Genomic DNA, 22690 nt, shown 5'->3' with positions numbered 1-22690 from the left:
TGGCGTCTAATCAACCGCCGCTAACGTGGTGCGGCTCAATAAATCAACAGCCTGCTAAGCAACTGCCTCAGACGGGTACGCCGCGACGGCAGCCGACATTCAATCGGCTGTATCAGCGGGAACGATTCGAAGGTAATCCAACGCGAACATGTATGCCCTTTTCGCTTTGGGATTGGATCCCAGCATTTGGACATTCAGCGAATGCCCGGTTCCCTCGACCGTGATCTTCGAAAACGACAAAACTCCCGTTGTCACCACGTTTTTGCTATACAGATCGATCGGCGGGCCGAGCGGTTGATCATCGAGTGTCAATTGCACAATGCCATAGTCGCCCGCGCACGTGAGCACCACTTCCACGTCAACGGTGCCGGTGAACTCTGGCAGTGCGAGTGTCAATGTGTCGGCCGGCTTAGCCCCCGTCCACCAAAGCTGCGATTGGTTACTCCACTGGTCCGATTTGAAACGAGACATATCCTGCGGTTTCGTGGAACCGGCGGTCGCTTTGCCCATCAGTGTTTCGCCTTCGATCGCACCTGGCACCTTTCCTGTCTTTGCGTCAATCGTTGATTTCGGACCACGCAACGCCTGCGCGTCTTTCACCTGCGGCAGCTTCGGACCGTCGTAGATCTTCGGTTGTGCCGTTTGATACTCCGGCTCACTGACTGACTTCACCCGATGTGTCAAAACGTGAGCTCCCAGCATTCCACCGACTACGATGTCGGGAAGTTTGTCGTCGTTGATGTCGACAATTGAAATCTGCCGACCGATCCCGGCTTCGCCATCCGCCTTGTACGGCACCCAGTCCACACCGTCACTGCTGCGAATTAGCTTGAACCAATACACAACCGCACCTGCGTCCCATTGGGGACTTTGGCGGTGATGAGACCAATAAGTCTTTCCGGTAACGATGTCCTTCAACCCATCGCCGTCGATGTCGGCCAACGCCACGGAATGTAATTCGCTGAATGCGATGCCGTATTTGTTTTCCGATGGATGTTCGCCCATGATCAAATGATGCCTGAACTCAGGCGAATCTCCGTCGCCCGGAAGTTGTTCATACCACGCCAAGCCGAAATCATGAGCACGATGACTGGTGATGATATCGTTGTCACCATCGCCGTCGACATCGTACACATACATCTCAGCACCGCCGTATCCTTCGCTCAAAGAAACCGGGTGATGGAACCATCGCGTCGACAACGCTCCCGTCATCGGTTGCTCGAACCAACCCTGTGAATGAATCAAGTCTTGACGTCCATCTCCGTTGACGTCTCCAATCCCCAATCCGTGGCCAAACTTCTTCGATGCGGTCTGTTCCGAGATCGGATGAAAATCCCACGTATCAAAGGGTCGTGCCCAATCAACCGTCGCAAACCCGAAGAAGCCATCTCGGGTGCAGATCAGCTCGGGTCTTTCATCACCAACGATATCCAACCATTGGGGTGACTCATTCGAAACCCAGTCGAACACTTGGTGTTTTGGCCAATGTCGATTCAAGCCGCCTTGGCCGGGGTTTTCATAAACGTAGGCGGGGGTCCCCGGAAATCCCACCACAAAGACATCATTGCGTCCGTCGCCGTTGAAGTCATACAACCAGCTAAAGAAATTGTCCGCATAACGATCCATGTTCTGCGGAACAGGCTGGTAGATCTCATGTTTCGCTGAAAAGCTTGGTCCTTCAAACCAATACGGACCATAAACAACGTCAGCCATTCCGTCTCCATTGATGTCTGCCGCATTCGCACCTTCTGAGAAATAGGTGCCGGTCAACTGTTTTCGTTCGAACGAATGAACGGCATGCTCATCGGCCATTGCCATCACAGGCATGGCGATGCTGACCAACAAAAAAATTCGAGACACAATCATATTGAAAGACCTTGCCGAGGGAGTTGTCCCGCACATAGACGTTGCGCGACGGAGGGGCGAAGTCCGGACTCCGAACTCAGGTGAAACGTGAGTCGGTCAAAACGTCGGACATTCGATCGACACATGATCGCATAAAACCAACCTCGCCGCTGAGTTGACACCAAAGACATTCTGCAATCACACGGTGCAAACGCTTTGCTCAATCGCGTGAAATATGACCTTTCTACATTCATCATGCGTTGAACGATTCAATTCGGTGGGAATCCGCTTGAACCGCCGATAGATCTTTTCGACGCAGCGGCTTCGCGACTTCGTTATAGTGGACCCAAACAGATTCAGGACGACAGACTCAGAACTAGATTGCTCCGTCGGAAACCATCGAGTTCCGGCCGGGACCGCCCCGCTGATGCACGCGGCCATGAACACGCACACTATGAATCAAATCCACATGCAAACTCGGCGAAGCTTCCTTGCCAACGCAGGTGGTGGAATGGGAATGCTGGCTTGTGCTTCACTTGCCCAGGCCGACTCAGGTGCAAACGTTCATCAGCCGCATTTTGCCCCGCGTGCCAAAAGAGTGATTTGGCTTTTCATGCACGGTGGCCCCAGTCACGTGGATCTGTTTGATCCGAAACCCGCGTTGACGAAGTACAGTGGCCAGCCATTGCCGGAAAGCTTTGGCAACGTGATGACGCGTCGCGACGTCAAGAAGAATCCTTTGCTCGCTCCAATCCGTCGCTTTCGACCGCGAGGCCAATCGGGTTTGGAGATCAGTGATTTCCTCCCACATATGTCTGAGCATGCCGACGATCTTTGTGTGATCCGTTCGATGCACGGCGACAGCGTGAACCATCCGCAGTCCGTCTATCAAATGAACACGGGCAGCATCCTGATGGGCAATCCCAGTGTCGGCAGTTGGGTCGCTTATGGATTGGGATCCGAAAACCAGAACATGCCAGCGTTTGTCGTTTTGCCCGATCCAGGCGGAGGACTCAAAGGTGGACCTCCCGCGTGGGGAAACGGCTATCTGCCCGCCTCCTATCAAGGCGTCACCATGCGTCCGGGCAACTCACCGATCCTTGACTTGCAACCACAACCGGGCGTCACCGAAACACAACAACGACTCGACCTTTCCCTGATTCAAAAGCTGAACCAAAGGCACCTCCAACAACGCGACTTCGACGATCGATTGAACGCTCGCGTGAAGGCGTACGAATTAGCGTTTCGAATGCAATCCGAAGCACCGGAATTGGTCGATATTCAGCAGGAGACTCATCAAACGAAACAGATGTACGGCATCGACCAGAAAGAAACTCGCGAATTTGGCGAACGCTGTTTGCTGGCCCGTCGGATGCTTGAAAGCGGTGTGCGTTTTGTCCAGTTGTATTCCGGCGACACCAATGGCTGGGATGCCCATGCAAACGTTGAAAAAAACCACACCGAGTATTGCAAACGAACCGACAAACCGATCGCTGGATTGCTGCAAGATCTCAAACAGCGTGGGCTGATGGAAGACACGTTGGTGATCTGGGGTGGTGAATTCGGACGAATGCCCATGAGCGAACAGGGAAAGGGTCGCGACCACAACCCTTGGGGATACAGCGTCTGGCTCGCTGGTGCCGGAATTCACGGTGGCCGTGCGTTTGGTGCAACCGACGAAATCGGACTGCGAGCAGTGACAGACAAAGTTTCTGTCAACAATTTCCACGCGACGCTGCTGCATTTATTGGGAATGGATCACTACGACCTAACGTACTTTCACAACGGTCTGGACAAGCGGTTGACCGGTCCCGATGAAGCGGAAGCGGTCGAAGGGATCCTTGGTTGATGTGTATTCACCGACGAAAATCGTCGCCGATCACAGACGTGGATTGTCTGTATGCGTTGATCGTGTTGTGTGCCTTTGCAATCAGCACATCGATCTTCAAACGTGGTGTCTTGGCCGACGACGGTGCAGCCGACTACGTCGAGTTGCCCATCGACGAATACGACCGCGATCACTGGGCGTTCCTGCCAATCGAACAAGTTGAGGTGACGCCAACTCTCGACTCAGTCTGGCTCCGAAATCCAATCGATAGTTTTATCCAATTCGAACTGAATCAACGTGGGTTGCATCCACAACCTCAAGCTTCACGGCGAACACTACTCCGGCGACTGAGCTTCGACCTGACCGGATTGCCACCGACGCCAGAACAGATCGCCGAGTTCGAAACGGACAATCGAACCGATGCGTATGAGCGGCTTGTCAATCGCTTGCTTGACTCACCTCAATATGGCGAACGGTGGGCACAGCACTGGCTCGATTTGGCACGTTTTGCAGAGACGGACGGGTTCGAACATGACAAGCTTCGTCCTAATGCGTGGAAGTATCGGGATTGGGTGATCAACGCCCTCAACGCTGACATGCCCTATGACCAATTCATCCGGCATCAAATTGCTGGAGACGAAACAAGCCCGAATGACGAGTCCGCTTCAACAGCAACACGGTTTTGTCTGTCTGGACCGGACATGCCAGACATCAATCTGATCGACGAACGTCGGCACACTGTGTTGAACGAATTGACGTCGACCATCGGCGAGGTATTCCTCGGCTTGCAAGTTGGCTGTGCGCAGTGCCACGACCACAAGTACGACCCGATCAGCCAAGCGGACTTCTACCGACTGCGAGCCATCTTTGAACCATCTGTCCCTCTTAAAAAGAACCGCTCACTCTCAACACTGCGCGAATCGTTCCCATCCCCACACTCCAGCCATCTGATGCTGCGTGGGGATTTCCGCAGTCCAGGTCCTGAACTGAGCCCTGGTGCTATCCGAGTCGTTTCGTCGAAAACGCTTGCTTACTCGCCAAGACCAACAAATCATTCTGCCGGCCTTCGCACAGCCTTGGCTGATTGGTTGGTCGCGACTGAAAACCCGTTGACTGCGAGAGTCATCGTTAATCGCGTCTGGCAACATCATTTCGGTGTTGGACTATCCAGTACGCCCAGCGATTTCGGTGTGATGGGTTCCGAGCCCAGCCATCCCGAACTGCTGGACTGGCTCGCGTCGTCGTTCATGAAGCGAGGATGGAGCCTCAAGTCGCTGCATCGAATGATTGTGACGTCGGCCACCTATCGTCAACGAAGCCGACTCTCGGAAGATGCAACCGACACAGAAAAAAATGTCTGGGCGGACGCACAGAAAGCGGACCCAAATGCCCAACTACTTTCCCGCTACCCGCGTTGGCGTCTCGAAGGCGAAGCGATTCGTGACGCGATGCTGGTTGCCTCGGGACAGGTCAATTGGAAGCCCAGCGGTCCGGGTGTTCGTCCGCCACTTCCTAAAGAATTGGTCGGAACACTGCTCGTCAACCAATGGAACGTCACGGAGGATCGCTCCGAGCATGCTCGTCGCAGCATCTACGTCTTTGCTCGGCGAAACTTGCGATACCCAATCTTCGAAGTCTTCGATCGCCCGAGTGCAAACACCAGTTGTTCCCGACGAGACATCTCGACAACAGCACCACAATCGCTGCATCTTTTGAATTCGCAGTTCTCGCTGAGTCTTTCACGATTAATGGCCACAACGGTCGTCAACGACTATTCGACCGATGCGGAACGCATTGATGCAATCTTCCTTCGCTCATTCAGCCGGCTTCCGGCACCTGAAGAACGGATCGAAGTACAAGACTTCCTAAGTTCAAGCACATCGACCGACACGGAGAAACTGGCTCATTTGTGTTTGGCTCTTTTTAACAGCAACGAATTCGTCACCATCGACTGATCGCGTTGCAGCGATTCCGACGTTCGCAACCGATTCACTCAGATGGGACTGGCAATGTGTCTGCCGTCGCGTTGGCCATCGAAGCGAAGAGTCAGTCAGAGCTTCAATTTCATTTGGCTGGATAATCAGCCGAAATTGGGACGGCAACGAGGCCTGGAATTTCTTCGGAAATCGCGTCGATTTTCGCGAAGCGATCGCGAGTTCCCGGGCTCAGGGTTAGGAGCACCCCGCCCAAACCAACGCCGGAAGACAAATCATGAACGATCAATCCTCCTCCCAGCCAATCCCACTTTGGATCAAGCTCGCGTTCACCGCTTTCGTTGCGGTTCTCACACCGTACTACTGGCGAGAGTATGGCCCGACCAACTTTCTCTATTTTTGTGATGTCGCATTGTTTTTGGCAGTCGCCGCGGTGTGGACACAGCGTCCAATCTTTGCATCGATGGCAGCAGTTGGGATCACCATTCCGCAGTTACTTTGGCAAGTCGACTTCGTTGGGCAATTGTTTGGTGTGCCCGCAACGGGCATGACCGACTACATGTTTGACCCGGGTATCTCACTCTTCGCTCGCGGCCTGTCGTTCTTTCACTTTTGGTTGCCGATCCTGTTGCTCTATCTCGTGTGGCGTCTCGGCTACGACCGCCGAGCATTGCTCGCATGGACCGGTACCGCATGGCTATTGCTGTTGATCTGCTATTTCTTAATGCCACCAGCCGGTGCCACCTTGGACTTCCCAAACCAGCCCCACAACATCAACTACGTCTATGGAATGGATGACACGCAGCCGCAGCAATGGATGCCCCCGCAAGCTTGGCTCGGCATGCTGTTTATTGGACTACCCGCACTGCTTTACTATCCAACTCACTTGGCGTTGAAAACCTTTCTTCCAAACCACTTGCCAAGTAAGTCCCGGAAACCAACCGTAGCCCCCAGTCCAAACGCTGCTCTGTCCAACGCGTCTTGACCGAGCATGGCCAAGCAACATTGGCAAACGTGCATCCGCCATTGTTCACCGATCAAGACCTCACGACATCAACGTTTCGGTTTTGGAACTTCCGAGAACAGATCACCAGTCGCGCAAACGTGCTTTGCAAGATCGATGAGTTTCTGACGACTTCGGGTGGCGGTGTTTTGTAAAAGCCGATGAGCATCGGATTCGCCCAGATCACGAACCTGCATCACGATCCCCTTTGCTCGTTCGATGATTCGTCGATGCTCCAGTTTTTCTTCAAGCTCGGTGACCTGGCGACGCAAGTCCTCGAAGTGTTTGAATCGTCGCTCAGCAAGGAAGATGGCCGGCTGCAAACTCTCCGTCGTCAGCGGTTCAACCAGGTATGCCATCACATGGTCTTCCAATGCTCGTTCGACTTTGTCGAGGTCATCGCTGCGTGCAACGATGATCGCGGGAACCGGGCGTCTCTCACCAATTCGAATCAAAGCTTCAATGCCGTCCATATCGGATAACCGTGGCGCAGCGACGATGATATCCGGTGGACGGTGTACCGAGTGCTCGATCAGACACTTGCCCGATTCTGTGACAACAGGGACTGTATGCCCAAGCGCTTCCAACATCGTCGAGATGACACGACGCGCGCATTCGTCACCGTGAGCCAAGTAGATTGTTCTCGATCGGCCGATGTCATCATTCATGCGAAGCTTCTTCACTTTCGTCGTCGATGTTTTCGAGTGTTTCCTTTAGTTCATCAATCCGTTGCTTCATCAGCGTGGATTGATCAAACCGGCGTCGAGCCAGGTAGATCGCGGTGCGAAGATCACGGTCGTTCACGGGTTGAACCAGGACTCCCATGACTTGGTCCGCCATCAGCCGATGAGAGCGATCGATGTCCTGATGCTCCAAAACCGCAACTGCTGGGCAGACATTGAGCTCGCTCAGCTCATTCAACAATTTGAAACAATCGTCACTCTCAAAACGCGTTCCAACCACTGCGATGTCGGGAGGATTTTCTTGGCATCGCCGGATCATGACTGCTGGTGACGACGTCGACAGTTCAACCTGATGTGTGAGCAATTCCAAGTTGGCCTGCAGCACCTTTCGCTGACCGTCGTCGCCGCTCGCCAAATAGATTTTCAAGTTGCTGTCTTTCATTCTCAAAACGGATCCGCCGGCGGCAGTCTGTGGAACACTTCACCTTGCCACTAAAACGCAAGTATCGTGCCGCCTTTGCTTAGATTGCAATTGCAACATCGTTCCTCCCAACAGCGATTTCGCTCGTAGCGGTTGCGACTCAGCAATGGGAGCAGCAATTCGGCCGACCAAGAAACCGTTCCTCAATCGGTCGTCTGCCATTTTCATGGAAGACCGTCCGTCGCTCCATTAGAAAACCCGCGTTCGATTTTTTGTCGCAAGTTGCTCGCTGATGGTACGACCTGCTCGCTTTCGTGCCGAAACCGAGCTGATCGCCTTCCTTTGCGATAGCATCAAGTCAGAAGACGTAGCAGTTTTCGCAGCGCATCTCGCATTGCATTCCGGGGCCGATCACTCGACACTGTGAATAGCACCGGACGATTCAGATCTCTCAGCTTTCTGTAACCGAACGCTGTTTCGAGCGGCCCAAAGTTTGCTCCTTTCGCTACATTATCCCTTCGCACCGACGCCGTGGCACTGGCATCTTTCCTCTCGATGCATCGACAGTCCAAGACGGATCCCCTTCTTTCGATTTAGTTCCTCCAGAGCGACCCACCGGACCAGATCCTTGAGACGTCAGAGCACGACAGAAGAGCGTTTGCGACTTGCCGTGTCGGTGGCTGAATTCGGGATCATCGAGATCGACTACCTGAGTGGTGTAGCAGTTGCGGACGAGAAAGCCGCCGTGCTGTTTGGTTTGCCAGCCAACCAGGAAGTCACCCGAGAGGAAGTGCATCGCAGATTTCATCCGGATGATGTCTTCGACATTGAACGCAAGGTGAAGCAATCCCTCGAACCCGATGGCACCGGCGAATTCGCCACTCAACACCGAGTGGTTCACCCCAAGGGCGAAGTTCGGTGGGTGAGTGTTCGCAAACGAATTTTCTTTGATGAGGTCGATGGAAAACGCGTGCCCGTTTCTGGCATGGTCGCCGCGATTGATATCACCGAACAGAAAGAAACAGAACACAACATTCGCACGGGTGAGACACGTCTGAAGCTCGCCGCTGAGGTGACCGGCTTCGGCACTTACGATTTGGACATCCGTAGTTCGGACTGCGTTTGGTCCGACGAAATCTATCGTATCTTTGGCATTGAAATCGGAGAGACATTCACGCGAACCGCGATGTTCGATCGAGTGCACCCGGAAGATCGTGCTCGATACCGCCAACTATTTTTGTCGTTGTCCGGCAAAGACGCCAAGCACAGCTTCAAGTTGGAACACCGGATCGTGCGTCCCGATGGCGAAGTCCGCTGGATCATCAATTCAGGGCTGCTTTTGTTCGATGAGCGGCACCCGGGTTCCATCCCCGAACGAGTGATCGGAACGATGCAAGACATCACCGATCGCAAACTCTTTGAGCAATCGCTGCAGGACGCTCGAGACGCGGCCGAAGCAGCAAACCGATCTCGCGGCGAGTTTCTTGCGAACATGTCGCATGAAATTCGCACGCCGATGGCCGCCATCCTGGGGCATGCGGATATTCTTCGCGACCACCTACGGGATCCGGACAATTTGCAAGTCGTTGATACCATCCGTCGCAACGGCAATTTCTTGCTGGGTATCATCAACGACATTTTGGATTTGTCCAAAATCGACGCGGGCAAACTTGAAGTGGCCAAACAACCGGTTCGGCCAGATGCGATCGTGGCAGAAGTGCGATCGCTGATGGACGTGCGTGCGGCGGAAAAGAAGCTGCCACTTCAGATCGAGTTTGACGGTCCGGTTCCCGCGGTCATTCACACCGATGCGATCCGGATTCGACAGATTTTGGTGAACTTGGTCGGCAACGCAATCAAATTCACCGATGAGGGCGTCGTACGACTAACTGTTCGATTCGACGAAGCCAACAGCTGCCTTCAATTTCATGTGATTGACACCGGTATCGGAATCCAATCCGACGAAATCGACAAACTGTTTGATCCTTTCGTGCAAGTCGACAACACCTCGACGCGATCGTTCGGTGGCACGGGGTTGGGGCTCGCCATCTGTCACCGACTCGCTCACGCGTTGAACGGGCAAGTCGATGTTGAGAGCCAGTATGGAGTTGGAAGCCGGTTCACTTTGTCGGTCAAAGTCGACCCTGATGTTCAGCTGGTCAATCCGAACTTGGCCCTTTCGATCTCGGCCGATGTTCCTCACGGGGAAATCCACCTTGACGCAAAAGTGTTGGTCGTTGATGACCGACGAGACATCCGGTACTTAGCCCAGCACTTCATTGAACGTGCCGGCGGTGAAGTGGTCACGGCCACCAACGGAAAGGAAGCGGTCGAGTTCATGGAAACCGGTGATGCCGACGACGTTGACTTGATCGTGATGGACATGCAGATGCCAATCATGGATGGCTATGACGCGACGAGCGAATTGCGAAAACGCGGCTTCGAGCTTCCCATCATCGCATTGACGGCGAATGCCATGAACAGCGATCGCGACGTGTGCCTCAGCGTTGGATGCACGGACTACACCACCAAACCGCTCGATAGCAAACTGCTGATACGGATGATCGACCGTTTGCTGACGGCATAGCGTACGGCTCACATCCTGACGCACCAATCGTCAGCGATTCCGGGTTGCTGTGACATCAGCCCGCAGTACAGGCTACATCAGCATCCTAAAGTTCCATCTGCACCAGCTTCGCGAACAACACTCGTAACAGCTCACGTTTGCGATCCGAATTCCCGGTCATCCGATCTCGAATTTCGGCCATGCTCATCCACTCGTGGCCAGAAACCTCCGCGGGGTTGCATGTGATCAGCGTGTCTTCGGCGACCTTACTCAGCGACCCATAGTAAGCCTTGCCCTGCATCGGTCGGATCGAAAACTCGACGTCGCGACTACCTTGTCGCTCCGGGATCGCTTTGCGTCCCAACCAAACCGAACGCCGGAAATGCATTTGGTTTCGACTGACACCAAGTTCAACGTTCAAACATTGGGACGTCGCTTCTTCGACCGATGCGTTCGGCGGGATGCCTTCTTGCGGTGGCATCCAAGCTCCGCGACCTGCTGCCGGCTGAACAAATAGAAACGCATCTCGTTCGAGCGACTGGATCAAACAAATCACCACCGGCCGGTAACCCAGCAATCGCTCGCGAGTCGGGCGGTCATACGCCAGCTTCCCGGCCACCTTGATCCAATCCAGCATCGGTCACTCCTTTCCAACCCAATGAAACTTCTGCGCTGACAACGCGATTTCGCCATCCCATCGGTACGCCACCAACTTGCCGTTCTTGGCGACGCTGTAATCGGTGCAGGCCACATTGGCCGCCAACGGAACAGGCATGCCCGTCAACCAATAATGGCCCACCAACACCGGTGGAGCATCGAGCGAGTAACCAACCAGTCGCTCAGCGGCAGCAGGATCGATTGCCAGGTCGGGTACGTCGTCTGACCCAAAATGATAGCCGCGGTAGGTACGTCCCGCTGGCTGCTCATACCACTTCACCCGAACCGTGTCTCGCACATGTCCGGACTTGTCCACGATTTCATACCCACTGGGCAACCTCAATTCCGGTCCCTTGAGCACATCTTCGACGGCCGCGTGCAATTCACTGCACGGTCTCGTGGCCTCCGCCAAAAATTCAGGCGTGAAAGGACCGAATGTATCCAACGACCGATTGATTTCGCCGATCCTATCCTCCATCCAAGCCGCATGAACGACGCGGACGCCGTTGAGTTCCAACGCCACCGGTAAAGTTCGAAACCAAGCGATCGCATCGGTCAATTCTCGCGTCGACAACTGATCCAAAGTGGCTTGGTGCTGGTTGCGATTCTTATCAGAGTGCTCGCGATACCATTGCTTTGTGGTCCCTGGCACGGCGGTATGAAAAGCAATCGCATTGAACTCGTGGTTGCCCATCACCACGAGAGCGTCACCGGCATCGACCATCGAACGAACGATCTGGATCACATCCGCGATCGCGGGTCCACGATCGATCAAGTCTCCAACGAAAAGCACCATCCGATCCGCGTGTCGAAAACCGTGGCCGTGTCGCTGGTACTCCAAATCCAACAACAACCGAACCAACTCCTCCGCATGCCCATGAATATCGCCAATGATGTCGTAGTGCTGAGGCAAAATCTGTCATCCTGATTGCTGGGTGGCCCGGTTCCATTCCGGAGCCATCATAGCAATCAATGATGGCTTGCTGGGCGAGCAAGATCATCAAACACCTCGTCGATCCCTAACATCACGCGGCACCGCTGAAACCAAGACCTGCCAGGGTTTGTGCCTCGATGCGGGAGGGCATCCGCCTGTTCAGACGCGTCCCAAGTCCAATCCCATGATTGCGACCATCATTCGTTCAGAACGCGTGTCACATCGCTCGATCATCAACGCTTTCGCGTAGAAATGCAGAGCCGGCCGAGTGGAAGGCCAGAGCGAAAGCCTACTGGAACCTCACTCCAAAAGAACGGCGGAGCCATGGGGCAACTACGTCACCGCTCAGTGTTTTTGCGATGACGTCTCAAAAGCCGCCATCATGACGTTGGCTCGGCTATCCAGTTCGGGATCCTGCTTTGCTTGACGCAGGTGTTCTCTTGCGGAGTCGACGTTTCCGGCATCGATGTCCAGCAATGCGAGATTGTGGTGCGCCGCCGTCTTTCCAATCGCGAGTTCCCAATGCTGGAACGACTTGGCATGGTCGCCATTTCGATAGTGGACCATCGCAAGCGTTGATCTCAGACGTGTGTCCTCCGGAAATTTCTGCACGCCACTGCTTGCTTCCGCGATCGCTTGTTCGAAACGTCCCGCTTCCATCAATGTCCAGGCATAGTTGTTGATCAACTCAGCGTCATCAGGCATCCGCTGAACGCAGAGCTTGTATCGTTCGATGGCAGAATCATGGTCGCGAACTTCCGCATACAAAGGCGCGAGATCGGCATCCAGCGACATGGCGGTCGGATCCAGTTCTTCGGCTCGCTCAAAGAGTTTGAGGGCTTCTTCAGCGTGCCCCTTTTGGGCGACCGTCTTTGCGGTTTCGATGCAAAGAGCACGTTCGCTGGGCATCGGCTGACTCGCCGCCCTGGTACCTGTTGATTCAGTCGATGCGAACGGCTTCAAAAAATCAGACTGGTGATCTTTTTCGATGCTGTTGCAACCAATGGCCAGCGGCAACAACATCAAAAGCAGGATCCGATTTCGTCGACGTGCGATGCGGCAAAGGTGCATCAAAAGATTCCCCCAACCTGGCTGCCAAAGGACTGACCGCCCAAGCCCGAGGGTTGCGAAATTGGTGCCTCCGTTCCAGAGGACGAATTGCGGATGGCTCCGAATCCACTGGCGACTCGCTCCGCCTGAGGACCACGCAACCCCAGTGCAGCAGGCGTGGCAACTTCGACGACCGGTGAAGTGATTCCGAATGATGCCAGTTGGCCGACGACCGCGTTGACTCTCGCGGCGTCCAATTCATGGTTGCCAGATGGCTCGATCAACGACGGCTGAGTGACGGCCAACCCGCTGTTTGCATTGCGAGCCATTCGCTCGGTCGCTCCCGGTGAAAGCTCCGCACTCATGCCGATGAAGTCAGCGTTGTACAGCACCGTTTGATCGGCAACCGCACCGGTGACTTGGGCCGTTTGCCAGTTGCAAACCTTGGAACCAGCAGGCTCTGGGATTGCCCCGGCGGGAATGTCCGCGCATCGATCGACGCCCAAGATTCCGCCTCGAGAAGTGCAACCGACGGTCGTCGCCAAAGCGAACGCCAAACTTGTCGCGGCGAGCCCGATCATCTTTGGTTTATTGAGCATGACTGCCTCGCTGAATCATTTGGCGTAGCGACGAACCTTCCAAGACAGCACCTTGCTGGGCTGGCACCGCAACCGGGAGTGGTTCAGTGGAACCCTTCTCGATGGTGGTCATCGGTTGGTAACTCACCGGTTGGTTTTGAGATCGAATGGCCGTGTGTGGTACGGGTGATGGTCGAGGACAACAGCGATCCGTCGGACCAACCTCGCCAATCATGAAGAGCTCTGGACAGCAATGCTCTGCACGTTTCTGTCTTGCATAGTCCGTCCGAACAGAGGACCGATGGTCTTTGGACCGTCGACTCTCCAAACGATTCGCGATGAAGAACTCAATGTCGCTGGGCTCGTACACGTCGCTGCCCGGTAGAGCGGGAGTTTCGCAAGCATCAACCGGGGCGACCAAATGAGGCGTGACGAGAATGACAAGTTCCTGTTCACCGCTGCTGCTGCGATTGACGCCACCGGTTGCTCCAATGATCGGCAAGTCACCCCAGAACGGCGTCCGATCCGAACTGGCCCCATAGTTCGTCTGCAGCAAACCGGCGACCGCAATCGTTTGGCCACTTCGAAGCTGCACCGTCGTGGAAAAGTTGCGACTGTTCAGGCCCGAGACCTGAGTCCCCCCGCCTCCGCCGCCGATGCTTGTTCCCAACGATTCATCGCGAGTGCTGACTTCGGCGTTCATTTGCAATCGGATCACGTCGCGATCTTGGATGAACGGAGTGAACTGCAATTGCACACCAAAGGGAACAAACGAGACGCCTTGCAGGTTGTTGCCAACACCGCCGCTGCTGATGATCGGAATGGGGAACTGACCGCCGGCTTGGAAATCTGCCGGCTGGCCGTTCATCGCGACCAAGTTGGGCTCGGCCAATGTTCGCGAAAGATTCAATCGTCGGAGTGCTTCGATGGCCAAGCGGACTTGCCCCATGTCCAACGACGCAAGAATGTTGGCGCCGGATTGGCTTTGAGTGCTGGCGAGATTGCCGGTCAATGACTGAAAGACCGTCAAACCGTTGTCGTTGTCGACGCCAAAATTCAACCCGATGCTGCGAGCGGCACTTCGGTTGACTTCCGCAACGGTGACTTTCAACATGACCTGTTGCTCGCCAACGATCTTCATCTGGTTGATGATCCCGGCTTGCGACAATGCGATCGGGTCCAGGTTGCGTCGTCGCTCCGCGGCAGCCTCTTCGCTGGTGAGTGGATCCACCGCTCCGACGAAGTCATAAGCCGCCGCAACGGTGACCGGGTTCGCAGGTCGGGTCAGACCCGCCCGAACTCCGCGTGCACCGGTCAAGATTTGCAAGATTTGTGACATCTCGATCGCATCCGGTGCTTGCCCGCGAACGATCAAACGATCGGCGATTTCGTCGAGTTCAACAAAGCTGTTTGGAAACTTCTCATTCAGTTCCGTTTCCAGGTCGCCAACCGGCTTGGCAAGAATCGGATCCTCGTAAACCCGCACCAAGTAGCTGACCACACTTTGACCGCTCGGCGCACCGCTGTCTTTGAACCACAGCATCAAGGTCGTCGTTCCCGGCTGAACGCCAGTGACGGCCAATTCACGTCCGCTTTCTTGATCGATGATTTCCGTGCGAATGGTGTCCTCATCGGGGACATAAATTCGCGTTGGCGTATCGGCAAGGCGTAGAATCTTGGGACGACCGAGGACCAGCGAAAGTGGTATCTCGGGGTCGATCTCGGATTCAACAAAGCGACTCGCTCGTTGCTTGGCAGCGTCACTGGGCGGCGGCAGGATCAACTCCGCGGGCAACCCCGATTGAATGCGTGAAGGGCCGACATCCGGAATCGGTTGCCATGGGATCGCACGATCATCGCTTGGAAGTTCCAAGTCAGAACGGAGCGGCCGAGGCTCACCGATTTGCAGATTGGTTTCTGGCAATCGGACCGGACCGCGTTCTTGTGCGAACGCTGGCATCGCGATCCACCCCATGAGCAGCGTCGCCAAAACGCGACGCAGCGGAGATCTCAGCGGCATTGCCGACTTAGGGGTCATGAAACGTCTTCCGTGAATGGACTGCAAAAAGACCTGCGCAAAGCGTCGCCGTAATCGACGCAGCACCAGCAGGACGGGTCCGACCACAGGACAACCCTCCCAATCGGCACAATCGGAAGACAACTTGAGCCGCGTTCACATCGTTGGCGGTGTCCCGTCGATCACGCTGGCGATTGCCGCTGGTTATTCACAGCCATGAATTTCGCCAAGAACACGCGTGGTGCTCTTGATCCTGGTACCCCATGCAGCTTCAGCCGGAAGGTCTAAAACGGCCGTGATCGCAGGGTCTATTCACCCTACTGAACGCAGAGGCTGTGCAGTTTTTAAGTGCTGTATTGGCAGGCGGTTATCACCACCCTGCCATTGGGAGGATCGAGCGAAGCGAGGGCTCTGCATTGGATCCAGCGCGTCATCAACAACCCCACGGTCATCTTTACGCCAAAGGCGTTTTAAGAAGGTAGCTGGCGGTCGAGCGTAGCGAATACCGCCGGAAGCTTACGCAACGTTCACATCGACCCCACCGGGAGTCGCAGATCGGACGCGCGGAATGCGGCCCCAACCTATTGGCAGTCGTTGCAATGGCCGCGAAGCAGAATTTCGGTCACTTCGCCAACCTTGCCGCTCTCTCGCTGGCTGCCCGCGGTCAATTTCACGTCGTTCAGGCAAGACACCGTGCCGCAATCGACGCACAGGAAGTGCGGGTGGGCCGATTGGTCGTTCTCCCCCTCCGCGATCGCTTCGAATCGCCAAACGTGATCCCCCAACTCGGTCCGACGCAGCAAACCGGAGTCCGTCATGTCGTTCAAGTTGCGAAACGCAGTCGCTTTGTCCACGCCGCTGGCGGCCAGTTGCTCAGCGACATCCGCGTGGGTCAGAGGTGCCTTCGCCTCTCGAAGCATGACGAGTGTGGCGATTCTCGCAGGGGTTGCTCGCAACCCCGCATCACGAATGGCCTGCTTGATAGCTTCGATTGACTCAGACGACTTGCTCACAGAGGTGACCTAAAAGAAATGAACCTGACCAGGATTCGACGACGATCCTCCAGCATATCAACCTGCAATTCTTTTGCAAATCCACAAAATCGGCAGGCACGATCCTGTGGGGCGTGGATGTCCCCGGAATAGCTGCTTCCCCGAGCTTCCCAGTGACCCATTCGCTCTTTTCCATAGACATCACTTCAGTTGTTTATGCACAAGCGTTGCATTTCAGATTGACAAGCGATCACCCGCATCCTTTAATGCACATAACTTGCATCTGCATGCACGATACCTAGACATGTTTCCCAAAAGCCAATTGCGTGTCTTTTCCTTTACCAGCACTGGGAAAAGAAGCCCCAACGACCATGACGGAGCCTGATCAATGAGCGATGTCCCCTATCAACCCGCCAGTGCTCTGCCGCTCAGCAGTTCCGAGCCCACGAGAATTTCCACTTGGCGCGACTGGGTTGGGATCGTTGCATCGATCGGATGTGCGATTCATTGTGCGGCAATGCCGTTTGTGATCGCATTCTTGCCAGCGCTGGGACTCAGCTTCCTGGCAGACGAATCCTTTCATCAGTGGATGGCGCTGGCTTGCTTCTTGATCGCGATCGCGGCTTTCGTCCCTGGCTTCCGCAAGCATCGCCGGATGACACCGATCGCAATCGCCAGCGTGGGACTGGTCCTGATCACCAGCGCAGCATTTGGCTCGGCCGGCGACTGCTGTGCAGCCTGTGAGACATCCACCATCGCGGCGACCGATGCCGCCGTTTGCACCGACGCATGCTGTGAACATTGCACCGCCGCGGCTGGTGCAGATGCCGGTTCCGATGGTGCGGAATCCACCCTGAGCAGTTTGGCTGCTAGTGGGAGCACCCCGGAGCAATCTGGGTTGCAAGCCTTGGTCGCTCCCTTTGCACTCTGGATCACACCGATCGGCGGACTCCTCCTGGTTTGCGCTCACTTGCTGAATCGACGATACGGATGCCTCTGCGGTTGCTGCGAACCGGAAATGCAAGCTGCCTGATCCGGTGAGCATCACGACGCGACCTCCAATCGCTACTTGCACTTCAGTAGCAGCTGTTCCACTTCGTCCCAGCCCGAGGTCGCTCTGTCAGTGATGACTTCCAATCGGCTGTCGCGACGATACGCCGTGGTGCTGAATGAGGTCTCATTCTTGCTGCGATTGATCACCCACCAATCATCCTGGCACCGAAACACGCCTTTGAGCCGCACGACCGGCTGCAGATAGCCAAGTAGGTCCAGCAACTGATCCCGATCAAAAACTTCATCGACGGAAAAGATCCACCCGCACGCCCACTGCCCGTCGCCCTCGTTTTCAATCCGTTTGGGCTTTCCCAACATCGGCGGGGCCTCAATCGAAGTCAGCCCGCCCGCATCCACATGCCCGGCCGCATAGGAATGATTGTGCGAATGAGCCTCGCCAAACTTGGGTGGGCGGACAACCGTGTTTTGGATATCGAGCCACGCGGGATCGATTCGCCCATGGTCCGTTTCAACAATCAGCATCTTGGGCGGGTCGAATGATTCAATCCATTCACGGCATTGCTGCGTCAACTCGGGGTCTCGCTTGTCGGTGAAGTTGATCGCGACGACATCGGCCATTTGAACCTGGTCATGAAAGACCTCGGAATCCCGCCACTGCGGTTTGCTCCAATCTTCAGGATCAACCAAACAAATTGTTGCCCGAAGATCGATCGCTCGACGAAAGTTCTCGTCCCTCAACTTGTCGATCAAGGCCGCTGGATGCCCCGCGCCGCTGGGTTCCAAGAACAACCGGTCTGGTTTGCTGCGACGAATGAATTGACTGAAGACTGCATCAAAAGCAAACGCGACGGTGCAGCACAAGCAACCGCCACCGAGTTCCTGCACGCTAACCTCCGGTGACTCCGAGTCGATCAGCATCTCGTCCACAGTCACCATGCCGTATTCGTTGACAAAGATCGACCATCGCTCACCGTCAGGTCGATGCGTGAGCAAACGATTGATCGCGGTCGTCTTCCCTGACCCAAGGAACCCGGTGATCAAATTGGTTGGTATTGGCATCGTCAAAATCGAACAGGGCTAACTTGCAGTCTGCGGATTGGCATCCGTTCTCGAGAGTTTAACAGATTTTCGAGAACACTTTCCACATGCATACGTATTGCAGGTGCGTCGTGTTGTCATACACTAAATCGCGTCGTATCGGCTGCTATCGCTTCTTCTCCTTCGAAGGGTTCTTCCATGTTGCTCAAGTTCCGAACACTCTGCTTGATCGTTGCGTTATCCGGTGGTGGGGCCTTCGCGGTCGCCGACCAACCCTCTCTGCAACAGCCCACGGATATTCGCGGCAGCAACGTTGCGAACCGAAGTGCCGAATCGACGACTGAGTCGTCACACCAAAGTGGTCCGATTCTTGTCGTTGCCCACAAGCGATTGCTCGACCAGATATCGACGTGGACCGACGCTCCTGCGGTGTGTCTTTTTGATCGAGAAGACCTACCCGCCAACGACAACCGGCGGACGGTCCCAGCTCTACCCATCGCTCGATTGCTCAACGCGAAGTGCTACCTCTACTGCCCAAGTGAGGAACTGCCAATCGAAGCCATCTATCGAGAGCGTCTGGCAAACCATGGCGTGAAGGTCGTTCCCGTCGCATCACCGTCCCCGCGTCGCAATCAAGAATTGCAGAAGAGTTCGCTGCTGGCCAAGTTGCAGTGAGCAGCAATCGAACCGAACGCATAACACGTGTCCCATTTGCTGTAGCGGAAGCCGCCAAGGCTTTCGGCAATCCCTGCTTCAACCGAAACGCTCCGCACGTTTCGCTACAACAGCAAAGTTTCCCTCCAGCCTAATCCCCCATCCCAACCACCCTCTCGATAATTCAATGAACCAAACCGATTCCAAAACGCCCCAAGCTGAACGTCTTCCTGTTACCGTGCTTTCCGGATTCCTCGGAGCCGGCAAGACGACACTGCTCAACCACATCCTGATCAATCGAGACGGATTGCGAGTCGCGGTGATCGTCAACGACATGAGCGAAGTCAACATCGACGCGGCGCTGGTCAAATCGGGCGACGCGAATCTATCTCGCACCGAGGAACAGCTCGTCGAGATGTCCAACGGCTGCATCTGCTGCACGCTTCGCGAAGACTTGCTCATCGAAGTTCGCCGATTGGCTCGCGATGGCCGCTTTGATTATCTGCTGATCGAATCCACTGGTATCTCCGAACCGATGCCGGTCGCGGAAACCTTCACTTTCGAAGACGAAGAGGGTGATAGTCTGTCGCTGGTCGCGGAACTGGACACGATGGTGACCGTGGTCGACGCGGGAAATTTCATGAAAGACTTCGGCTCCTGGGATGATCTCACCGACCGACGGTTGGGTTTGAGCGAAGAGGACACTCGCAACATTGTGGACTTGTTGGTCGATCAAGTTGAATTCGCCAACGTCATCCTTGTCAACAAAACCGATTTGATCTCGCCGTATGAACTGGAGCAGCTCACACGGATTCTGCGTCAACTCAACGCTGAATCCAAAATTCTGACCACGACGGAAAGCCGTGTTGAGCTATCCGAAATCATGGGCACCGGGCTCTATTCTCTGAGTGAAGCCGAGACGCAGCCAGGGTGGTTGGAGGTGCCTCGTGGGGAAGAGGAAACCGAGACCGAAGAATACGGCATCTCGAATTTCGTTTATCGAGCCCATCGCCCATTCCATCCCAAGCGGTTGACGAACGCTCTGGATGCTGACATGGAAGAAGGCTTGTTCACCGGAGTGCTTCGCAGCAAAGGATTGATGTGGATCGCGTCGCGTCACGACTGGGCCTACGACTGGTCACAAGCCGGTTGCTCGATCCGCATGAACCCAGCCGGTTTCTGGTGGGCGGCCGCACCGGAAAACGAATGGCCGGATGATTCCGAGTCCATTGCAGAGATTCGATCGAAATTCGTCGGCGAACACGGCGATCGCCATCAAGAATTGGTCTTCATCGGAAACGCGATGAGCCAAGAACGAATTACCCAGATTCTCGATGACTGCTTGCTGACTGACATGGAGTTTGCTCAAGGCCCGGAAGCCTGGACGAACATGGAAGATCCATTGCCGCCGATTGAACTGGAAACGGACCTCGACGAAATGCTCGCTTCAGATGAAGCAACTGCACATGAGGTTCTGCAGTGACTCAAGTCGGGCAATATGTCTACGACGTCATTGTCATCGGCGCTGGTGCAGCCGGAATCGGCGTGGCAGTCGCACTCAAACACGCCGGGATTGAGAACTTCCGAATTCTCGACCGGCAGCGGGTGGGTGAGTCCTTCGACCGCTGGCCTGCTGAAACCCGATTCATCACGCCGTCATTTCCGACGAATTCCATCGGCATGTTGGACCTGAACTCCATCGCGATCGGCGTCTCCCCCGGGTACAGCCTTGAAGTGGAACACCCCACAGGCCAGGAGTATGCGTCCCATCTGCGTGGCGTCTCACAGTTCTTTGAATTGCCCGTTCAAGAAGGTGTCGATGTCCAATGCATCGACCAGGCAAAGAGTCTGTTTCAGATCACAACCAGTTCGGAAACCCTTTTCGCCACGCACGTGATTTGGGCAGCCGGTGAATTCCAGTATCCACGAAGGCATGGTTTTCCGGGATGCGAACATTGCATGCACACGGCGACGGTGCCGAGCTTCGCCGAACTGAAGGGAGAGGAATTCATTGTGATTGGCGGTTCGGAAAGCGGCGTGGATGCGGCCTTCCACTTGTCCTCTAACGACAAGTCAGTCCGCCTGTTCGACAACGCTCAACCGTGGGAAGACGAAAGCTCGGATCCTAGTGTTTCCCTTTCGCCCTGCACGCTCGAACGCATGCGTGAAGAGTGGTTCGAAGAGCAAGTCGAGTTGTTACCCAACACGCCCATTGCTTCCGTGGATCGGGTCGACGTTGGCTACGAGGTCAGAGCAGTCGATGGCCGTGTGTTTCGAACCTCCACGCGTCCGCTGTATGCGGGCGGTTTCAGCGGAAGCCATCTTCTGATCGAAAACATGTTTGAGCTTCGCGGGGATGGTTTCCCGCTGCTCACCGAGAATGACGAGTCGTCGCTCGTTCCGGGGATGTTCCTGTGTGGTCCGCTGGTCCGCCATGACCACCATATTTTCTGTTTTATCTACAAGTATCGGCAACGGTTCGCTGTGGTTGCTAAAGCGATCGCCACTTCACTCGGCTTGCCCGCCGAAGAACTGGAAACGTATCGCAGGTGGGGTATGTATCTGGATGATCTTTCGTGTTGTGGTGAGGAGTGCGTGTGTTGAGTACGAAGGCATTGGAGAAAGAGAGCGAATTTCCAAAATCATGGCGAAACGCGCTGACCCTTTCCTGGTTCGGCCAAACAATCGCGAGTGCCTGTTGGATCGCCAGCGTCTTTGCCTATGGCATATCGACGGCGGGTGACAGCATGCAACTGGCTGCGGCATCTGCCTGGATGATCGCCAACCTCGCCGCCCTGCGTGAGTCGACCTGATGTCCGATCGAGATGTGGTATCCGATCGAAAGTGGGCCGCCGGACTGCTCAGTCAACAATGTTGGTGTTGGGGACAGGATGTCGCTTGCCCGGACGGCAATTGGTTGATTCAGAACGGCTTTCACAAACGCTCACCACCACGAGATCGAAAGAACTGTTCCAGCGTTTACACACTGGAACTTTCTCCGAGCTGCAGAATCGTTTTGCGCGGCTTTGGCGTCTACATCGGTGACGACTCCATCGGAGGCTTGTTCATCGAACGTTTCGGCTTCACCCCCAAGTACACCCCGCTGTCGAATCTGAAGTGCCCACCCTGGTCGAACGACGACTTGCCCGAGTTCGCCGATCCACCACCGAAGCGTCAATATGACTGCGTCAGTTTGCTGTTACGGCTATTGGATTGGATCCGTGGCTATGAATCGCGGGTCGCGACCACGCTGGGACTCGGCTATCGCCGCCAAACACTCGTTCAATGGAACAATGGCGAGCGATTGTTCATTCCTGCCGAACAACTTGCCTCGTCATGGCGAAGGCTTTCGCAGACGGTCGCGGCCAATGCTCACACATGGATTCCAATTCGATCTGAGCCGGAATCGGATTTGTTGATGCAAATGGAACCGGACGATGAATGACAGCAGCGTGATTCCCCAAATTACGAGCAGT

Annotated in this window: 19 protein-coding genes and 1 pseudogene; 10 read left to right on the top strand and 10 right to left on the bottom strand. The window is 55.2% G+C overall.

Annotation, left to right across the window (positions count from 1 at the left end; genetic code table 11):
* Positions 1-99: 99 nt before the first annotated feature.
* Positions 100-1866: an FG-GAP repeat domain-containing protein gene (locus RB_RS27265; RefSeq protein ID WP_164922605.1), complete on the bottom strand. Its 1767-nt coding sequence runs from the start codon at positions 1864-1866 to the stop codon at positions 100-102.
* A 418-nt stretch (positions 1867-2284) separates the two neighbouring features.
* On the opposite strand from RB_RS27265, the gene RB_RS27260 reads away from it, so the two are divergent.
* From RB_RS27260 to RB_RS27250, 3 genes are all read left to right on the top strand, one after another.
* A complete protein-coding gene (locus tag RB_RS27260) occupies positions 2285-3694 on the top strand; it encodes a DUF1501 domain-containing protein (protein ID WP_231846043.1) in 1410 nt (469 codons plus the stop codon).
* Complete coding sequence (locus tag RB_RS27255; RefSeq protein ID WP_193427755.1) at positions 3694-5628, top strand: DUF1549 and DUF1553 domain-containing protein; 1935 nt, start codon at positions 3694-3696, stop codon at positions 5626-5628. Before RB_RS27260 ends, RB_RS27255 begins: the two co-directional genes overlap by 1 nt.
* Before the next feature lie 256 nt (positions 5629-5884).
* Positions 5885-6592 (top strand): hypothetical protein, encoded by a 708-nt coding sequence (locus tag RB_RS27250; RefSeq protein WP_011124055.1) that lies wholly within the window; start codon positions 5885-5887, stop codon positions 6590-6592.
* Positions 6593-6660: 68 nt separating this feature from the next.
* On the opposite strand, the gene RB_RS27245 is transcribed toward RB_RS27250, so the two are convergent.
* Both RB_RS27245 and RB_RS27240 read right to left on the bottom strand, forming a co-directional pair.
* Positions 6661-7278, bottom strand: a complete 618-nt coding sequence (locus RB_RS27245; protein ID WP_007329202.1) for an ANTAR domain-containing response regulator — start codon at positions 7276-7278, stop codon at positions 6661-6663.
* On the bottom strand, positions 7271-7735 hold the full coding sequence (locus RB_RS27240; protein ID WP_164922603.1) for an ANTAR domain-containing response regulator: 465 nt from the start codon (positions 7733-7735) through the stop codon (positions 7271-7273). Before RB_RS27240 ends, RB_RS27245 begins: the two co-directional genes overlap by 8 nt.
* Positions 7736-8342: 607 nt before the next feature.
* Here RB_RS27240 and RB_RS27235 point away from each other — a divergent pair.
* Entirely contained in the window at positions 8343-10301 is a 1959-nt protein-coding gene (locus tag RB_RS27235) for a PAS domain-containing hybrid sensor histidine kinase/response regulator (protein WP_193427754.1), read from the top strand.
* Between the two features lie 85 nt (positions 10302-10386).
* On the opposite strand, the gene RB_RS27230 is transcribed toward RB_RS27235, so the two are convergent.
* From RB_RS27230 to RB_RS27200, 6 genes are all read right to left on the bottom strand, one after another.
* Positions 10387-10917, bottom strand: coding sequence for an NUDIX domain-containing protein (locus tag RB_RS27230; RefSeq protein ID WP_011124048.1), 531 nt, complete (start codon positions 10915-10917; stop codon positions 10387-10389).
* A 3-nt stretch (positions 10918-10920) separates the two neighbouring features.
* Positions 10921-11850 (bottom strand): metallophosphoesterase, encoded by a 930-nt coding sequence (locus tag RB_RS27225; RefSeq protein WP_011124047.1) that lies wholly within the window; start codon positions 11848-11850, stop codon positions 10921-10923.
* A 366-nt stretch (positions 11851-12216) separates the two neighbouring features.
* Positions 12217-12780, bottom strand: coding sequence for a tetratricopeptide repeat protein (locus tag RB_RS27215; RefSeq protein WP_231846042.1), 564 nt, complete (start codon positions 12778-12780; stop codon positions 12217-12219).
* 161 nt (positions 12781-12941) lie between these two features.
* Positions 12942-13520, bottom strand: a complete 579-nt coding sequence (locus tag RB_RS27210; protein ID WP_011124044.1) for a hypothetical protein — start codon at positions 13518-13520, stop codon at positions 12942-12944.
* Positions 13510-15537, bottom strand: coding sequence for a type II and III secretion system protein family protein (locus RB_RS27205; protein WP_231846041.1), 2028 nt, complete (start codon positions 15535-15537; stop codon positions 13510-13512). Before RB_RS27205 ends, RB_RS27210 begins: the two co-directional genes overlap by 11 nt.
* A gap of 560 nt (positions 15538-16097) precedes the next feature.
* Positions 16098-16529 carry a Fur family transcriptional regulator gene (locus RB_RS27200; protein ID WP_011124041.1) on the bottom strand — a complete coding sequence of 144 codons (432 nt, stop codon included), beginning with the start codon at positions 16527-16529 and terminating at the stop codon, positions 16098-16100.
* A gap of 367 nt (positions 16530-16896) precedes the next feature.
* On the opposite strand from RB_RS27200, the pseudogene RB_RS27195 reads away from it, so the two are divergent.
* Positions 16897-17433 (top strand): annotated as a pseudogene (locus RB_RS27195) (MerC domain-containing protein); the annotation flags it as partial.
* Between the two features lie 140 nt (positions 17434-17573).
* Here the strand turns inward: RB_RS27195 and RB_RS27190 are convergent.
* Complete coding sequence (locus RB_RS27190; protein WP_007334803.1) at positions 17574-18581, bottom strand: CobW family GTP-binding protein; 1008 nt, start codon at positions 18579-18581, stop codon at positions 17574-17576.
* A gap of 177 nt (positions 18582-18758) precedes the next feature.
* Between RB_RS27190 and RB_RS27185 the strand changes: the two genes are divergently transcribed.
* The 5 genes from RB_RS27185 to RB_RS27165 all read left to right on the top strand — a co-directional run bounded on the left by RB_RS27185 (position 18759) and on the right by RB_RS27165 (position 22659).
* The gene (locus RB_RS27185; RefSeq protein ID WP_011124036.1) at positions 18759-19235 is read left to right on the top strand and encodes a hypothetical protein; all 477 of its coding nucleotides are present in this window, start codon (positions 18759-18761) and stop codon (positions 19233-19235) included.
* A gap of 166 nt (positions 19236-19401) precedes the next feature.
* Entirely contained in the window at positions 19402-20697 is a 1296-nt protein-coding gene (gene zigA / locus RB_RS27180; protein WP_011124034.1) for a zinc metallochaperone GTPase ZigA, read from the top strand.
* Positions 20694-21818 carry an NAD(P)/FAD-dependent oxidoreductase gene (locus tag RB_RS27175; protein WP_011124033.1) on the top strand — a complete coding sequence of 375 codons (1125 nt, stop codon included), beginning with the start codon at positions 20694-20696 and terminating at the stop codon, positions 21816-21818. The genes zigA and RB_RS27175 overlap by 4 nt, the downstream gene beginning before the upstream one ends.
* Positions 21812-22027 carry a hypothetical protein gene (locus RB_RS27170; protein ID WP_231846040.1) on the top strand — a complete coding sequence of 72 codons (216 nt, stop codon included), beginning with the start codon at positions 21812-21814 and terminating at the stop codon, positions 22025-22027. Before RB_RS27175 ends, RB_RS27170 begins: the two co-directional genes overlap by 7 nt.
* On the top strand, positions 22027-22659 hold the full coding sequence (locus RB_RS27165; RefSeq protein ID WP_011124032.1) for a hypothetical protein: 633 nt from the start codon (positions 22027-22029) through the stop codon (positions 22657-22659). The genes RB_RS27170 and RB_RS27165 overlap by 1 nt, the downstream gene beginning before the upstream one ends.
* Positions 22660-22690 lie beyond the last annotated feature (31 nt).

Origin of the sequence: Rhodopirellula baltica SH 1, from assembly GCF_000196115.1 — a bacterium.
Taxonomy (GTDB): domain Bacteria; phylum Planctomycetota; class Planctomycetia; order Pirellulales; family Pirellulaceae; genus Rhodopirellula; species Rhodopirellula baltica.
This window is presented reverse-complemented; position numbering and strand designations above follow the sequence as displayed.